Origin of the sequence: Saccharopolyspora sp. NPDC000359 (assembly GCF_040300525.1) — a bacterium.
Lineage (GTDB): Bacteria > Actinomycetota > Actinomycetes > Mycobacteriales > Pseudonocardiaceae > Saccharopolyspora.
In genome coordinates this window covers 1-4,660 of the sequence record NZ_JBEPDU010000108.1, presented here as the reverse complement: position 1 = coordinate 4,660, position 4,660 = coordinate 1, and the positions used below count along the sequence as shown (strand labels likewise).

Here is a 4,660-nt window from a genome sequence, read left to right as displayed (position 1 = left end):
CGCGGAGCGAGCGGGTCCGTGGCTCGCGCCGCCGCCCTCTGCCTGCTCAACCGCTGGTCGGACGCGCGCGACGAACTGCACTCCGGACACGGCTCGTGGCACGGAACCGGGTCGGCGGCCATGGCGCACGCCATCGCCGACGCCGCAGTCGCTGTCGCGGGTGGGACCGCTCCCGCCACTCCCCAGTCGCTCCGCCCAGCCGTGGCGGCGGCTAGGGCACTGCTCCACGCGCTTGGTCTGAACGACCCCGGCGCTCCTGCTGCCGAGGGGAACGCCACCAGCCAAGCCGTCCGCGCCGCCGTGGCCGGGCGGTGGGAACGCGCGCTGGAACTCACCCGGTCGGCGATCGCGGCCGCGTCGGTCCACGGCGATCCCCCCGGCCAGACCGAGATGTTCCGGGAGGTCACCACCGTCCTGACCGCCCGCGGACAGCTGAACCGCGCCCGGGCCGTCCTCGACGACGCGCGCCAGCGCCACCTGCTGCTGCCCCACCGGCTGGCCGCCCCGGAGGCGGAGCTGGAGCTGGCGCTCGGCTCCCCGCAACGATCGCGGGAGGTCCTCGAGTCGGCGCTCACCACCGCCGGCGAGCACGGCGTCGTGGTCGGCACCGACGAGTTGTGGCTGCGCCTGGCCGAGTTGGAGTCGCGGGGCGGTGACCAGGCCGCCGCGAAGCGGTGCGCGGACCGGATCGAGCAGGTCGCGGCCCACCTGGGCTCCGCGGAGGCCCACCGCAGCTGGCTGCTCGCGCAGGTGGTCGTCGACCACTCCGCAGCGGCCGCCGCGGAGGTCCTGGCGCTGGCCGAGCAGGACCGGCCCTTCGAGTTCGCGGCGACGGTCACCACCGTGGCCGGATGCGGTTTCGGGGACCAGAAGCTCCTGCGCACGGCGTACGAGGCGTACGGGGAACTCGGCGCGCTGATCCCCCGCGCCCGGCTCCGGTTGCTGATGCGGGCGCACAACGTGCCGGTGCCCGGCCGCAACGCGACCGTCGCGGAGAACGAGCGGTTGCTGGCCACCCTCGTCACCGAAGGCCTGACCAACGCGCAGATCGCCACCGTGCTGGGCACCAGCGAGAAGAGCGTGGAAGGTCGGCTGACCAGGTTCTTCCAGCGCACCGGGTACCGGTCCCGCGCCGAGATCGCGACCGCGACGCTGCGCGGCTGCGTGTGACCGCGCCCCGGGCTACTGGTCGAGCGGGGTGAACACGCCGCCGAGCTCGTCGCTCCAGTCGGTCCACGGGCCGGCGGCCGGTTTCTCCTGGTGGGTGCTCATCATGCTGCCCTTCGCGCCGATGCCGTAGACGAAGATCCGGCCGGTCGGGTCCTGCGCCGCGCCCACCAGCTCGGTGATGGAGCCACCGTGGTCGACGGCCTTCACCTTGGGCGGGAGGCCCCAGATCTCCTGCAACGCACCGTGCTCGTTCAGCCCGTAGATCACGACAGTGCCCTTGGCGTCGTTGACCGCGACGGGCTTGCCCACCAGGCGCTGCGCCATGTCGTCCCACCCCGACCAGGTGCCGGAGGCGGCTTCGGCCTCGCGGTTCTTCTGCAGCGAACCGTCCACCCGCAGCGCGAACACGCACAACCGGCCCTTGGCGTCCATCGCCACCGCCGGAGTTCCGGACAGGTCCCCGCCCAGGCCCGTCGGCGGCGTCCACTCGTTGGCACCGGCACCCGTCTCGGCCACCTCCCACAGCTGCCGGTCGGGCCCGATCGCGAAGACCCGCAGCCTGCCACGGGAATCCCGGTGGATGACCGGATCACCCGCCGCGACCGCCTGCAGTGGACGCCACTCGGTCCACCTGTCCACGCCGACCTCCGCCTGCTGGACCACGCGCACCGACCCGTCGGCCGCCCTGGCTGCCACGACGAGCCTGCCCTGCGCGTCCGGCGCGACCGCCGGGGTGCCCACCAGGTTCCCGCCCGCGAGGTCCGTCCACGGCTCGAACGGCGCCTGGACCTGCGCGGCTTGGTGCTTGAACCACAGGTGGCCGTCGACGCCGATGTGGAACGCCGCCAACTCCCCGTGCCCGTCGCGCACCGCCACCGGCGCACCACCAGCGCTCCCGCCGAGGTCCGTCCAACCACTGGACACGTCCCCGGACCGCGACGACGTGAAGCTGCGCAGCACCGAGCCGTCCTGGCCCCGCGCCAGCAGCGCCAGCCGCCGCGCGTTGTCGACGGCCACGGGTGCGCCGGGCAGCGGCGAGATCACCGTGGGTTGCGGTTGGCTGATCACCCCGGGCACGAGTGGGCTCGGCACCCCTGGGGCAGTGGCATCGGTCAACCCGGTCGCCTGGCTGAACGCCACGATCGGTGCCGTGATCAGGATCAACCCACCGATGCCAGCCAGCACCAGCAGCCGCCGGTCGTTGCGCCGCTGGACGGGGACCATCGGCATGGTCGGCTGGTCGAGCGCGGGGCGGTTGTCGTGCACCGGCACCGGCACCGGGGCCTGCGACCCACCGGACCGCCCCGGCCTGTCGCCGCGCGTGAACAAAGGCATCAGCCACACCCCCGGGCTCCGGACGCAGACGAGGTCGCTGCGTCCAACACTAACGATCTCCGGAGACCGCGGACCCACCGGTGAGGGGATTCCCGCCAGCCAGCTCCGCGACCGCCTTTCCCCCTCCTCACGTTGAACACTCGGACCATGGTTCGCGCGTGCCCTGCCGGAACTGGGGCGCAACGGGTCTCGGGCACCGCGCCGACCAGCACGCTCGAGAGGCACGTGGGAGGAAGAGCGCGATGATGACCAAGACCGAACCTGCGGCGCACCCGGCACGCTCGACCGAGCACCACCCGGGAGCGCAGCCGCGCGTCGCGGTGTGGGCATCCGATCCCATCACCTCGACCGGGCTGACCGAGATGCTCCTGCCGAGCGCCGAGGTGTTCGTGGCGGCGAACACCTTCCCCGCCGATGTCGACGTGCTCGTCTTCGCCGCGGACACCGTGACCCCGGAGGTCGTGGAGCACATGCGGCGCGCGGCCGCCCGGACGTCCGCGCCGGCGGTCCTCGTCGTCAGGCAGCTGGACCGCTCCGTCCTGATGCGCGTGGTCGAGTGCCGCGTGGTCGCGGTGCTGCACCGCAACGCGACGACCGGGGAGCGGCTGGCCGAAGCGATCAAGATCGCGTCCGAGGGTGGCGGCGCGCTGCCCACCAACCTGCAGGGCGAGCTGCTGCGGCAGCTGGAGCACCTGCACCGCGAGGTCCTGGAGCCGCACGGGTTGAGCTCCGCCGGGTTCACCTCCCGGGAGATCGACATCCTGCGGCTGCTGGCGGAGGGGCTGGGCACCGAGGAGATCGGCAGGAAGCTCTGCTACTCGGAGCGCACGGTGAAGAACGTCATCTACGCGATGACCAGCCGCCTGAACATGCGCAACCGCCCGCAGCTGGTCGCCCACTGCGTCCGAGCAGGCATCATCTGACCTGCTCACCCCACCTCCACCGGCACCGGGGCGAGGTTTCGCGACTCCGTGGAGATCGGACACCTGAGCCCCATTGGAACCACCCCCTCACCGCGCGGCTCGGTCAGCCGCGGGGCGACGGCGCAACTCCGGTGTGCTCAACTCCGGCGGAACGTAGGCCACGTCCATCGGCCCGAGGTCGGTGCCCGGCGGCACGATGTCGTCGATGCGGTCGAGGACGTCGTCGCCGAGGGTGGTGTCGGCGCCCGCGAGCAGGTCGTCCAGCTGGTCCAGGGTGCGTGGCCCGATGATCGCCGAGGTCACCGCGGGGTGGGCGGTGACGAACGCCAGCGCGAGGTGGGTCAGGGGCACCCCGGCCTGCTCGGCGACCGGGATGAGCTCCTCGACCGCATCGATCTTGCTAGCGTCGGTCATGTGCCGCGGGACCCAGCGCAGCTGGGCGGCCGACGGTGCCTGCCCGCCGTGCCGCCGGTAGCGACCGGTCAGCAGCCCCATCGCCAGCGGACTCCACACCAGGGTGCCGAGGCCGTGGCGCTGGCAGACCGGGAAGACCTCGCGTTCGGCTCCCCGGTTCAGGATCGAAAAGTGCGGTTGCTCGGTGCGGAACCGGGCCAGCCCGCGCCGTTCGGCCACCCACTGCGCCTCGACGATCTCCGAGGCTGGCAGGTTGGAGTGGCCGATGGCCCGCACCTTGCCCGCGCGCAGCAGGTCGGTCAGCGCGCTCAACGTCTCCTCGACGTCGGTGCTGGGGTCGGGGTGGTGGACCTGGTAGAGGTCGATGTGGTCGACACCGAGGCGGCGCAGCGACGCTTCGGCGGCGGCGACCACCCACCGGCGGGAGTTGCCGCGCTGGTTGGGGCCCGGCCCCATCGGGCCGCTGAACTTCGTGGCGACGAGGACGTCGTCCCGGCGCCCTCGGAGCGCCTTGCCGACGATCACTTCGGACTCGCCCTCGCCGCCGTACACGTCGGCGGTGTCGATCAGGTTGATCCCGGCGTCGAGCGCGCGGTGGACGATGCGTGCGCACTCGTCGTGGTCGGGGTTGCCAGCTCGCCCGAACCGCATGGTGCCCAAGGCGTACGGGCTGACCCGGAGGCCGGTGCGGCCGAGTGGGCGCATGTGCATGTGAGGTACCTCCTGCGTGGTGCCCGCTGCGGCGGGGGGGGGGGGCACCCGGCCGGAGGCGAGGGGGGGCGGGCGGGTGCGTATTGCACAGCTGTGATGTCCAGTGA

Annotated in this window: 4 protein-coding genes; 2 read left to right on the top strand and 2 right to left on the bottom strand. The window is 72.8% G+C overall.

The annotated features are described in order from the left end of the window. On the top strand, positions 1-1,170 hold a 1,170-nt coding region (locus tag ABT324_RS33220; protein WP_351185839.1), incomplete at its 5' end, for a helix-turn-helix transcriptional regulator. Between the two features lie 12 nt (positions 1,171-1,182). On the opposite strand, the gene ABT324_RS33215 is transcribed toward ABT324_RS33220, so the two are convergent. Continuing rightward, entirely contained in the window at positions 1,183-2,505 is a 1,323-nt protein-coding gene (locus ABT324_RS33215; RefSeq protein WP_351185836.1) for a PLL family lectin, read from the bottom strand. Between the two features lie 242 nt (positions 2,506-2,747). On the opposite strand from ABT324_RS33215, the gene ABT324_RS33210 reads away from it, so the two are divergent. Beyond that, on the top strand, positions 2,748-3,428 hold the full coding sequence (locus ABT324_RS33210) for a helix-turn-helix transcriptional regulator (protein ID WP_351185833.1): 681 nt from the start codon (positions 2,748-2,750) through the stop codon (positions 3,426-3,428). 87 nt (positions 3,429-3,515) lie between these two features. On the opposite strand, the gene ABT324_RS33205 is transcribed toward ABT324_RS33210, so the two are convergent. Next, positions 3,516-4,553, bottom strand: a complete 1,038-nt coding sequence (locus ABT324_RS33205) for an aldo/keto reductase (RefSeq protein ID WP_351185830.1) — start codon at positions 4,551-4,553, stop codon at positions 3,516-3,518. Between the last annotated feature and the right edge of the window lie 107 nt (positions 4,554-4,660).

Excerpts from the sequence above, each read along its gene's own strand:
- ABT324_RS33215 (WP_351185836.1), bottom strand. The coding sequence starts at position 2,505 with ATGCCTTTGTTCACGCGCGGCGACAGGCCGGGGCGGTCCGGTGGGTCG.
- ABT324_RS33210 (WP_351185833.1), top strand. The coding sequence starts at position 2,748 with ATGATGACCAAGACCGAACCTGCGGCGCACCCGGCACGCTCGACCGAG.
- ABT324_RS33205 (WP_351185830.1), bottom strand. The coding sequence starts at position 4,553 with ATGCACATGCGCCCACTCGGCCGCACCGGCCTCCGGGTCAGCCCGTAC.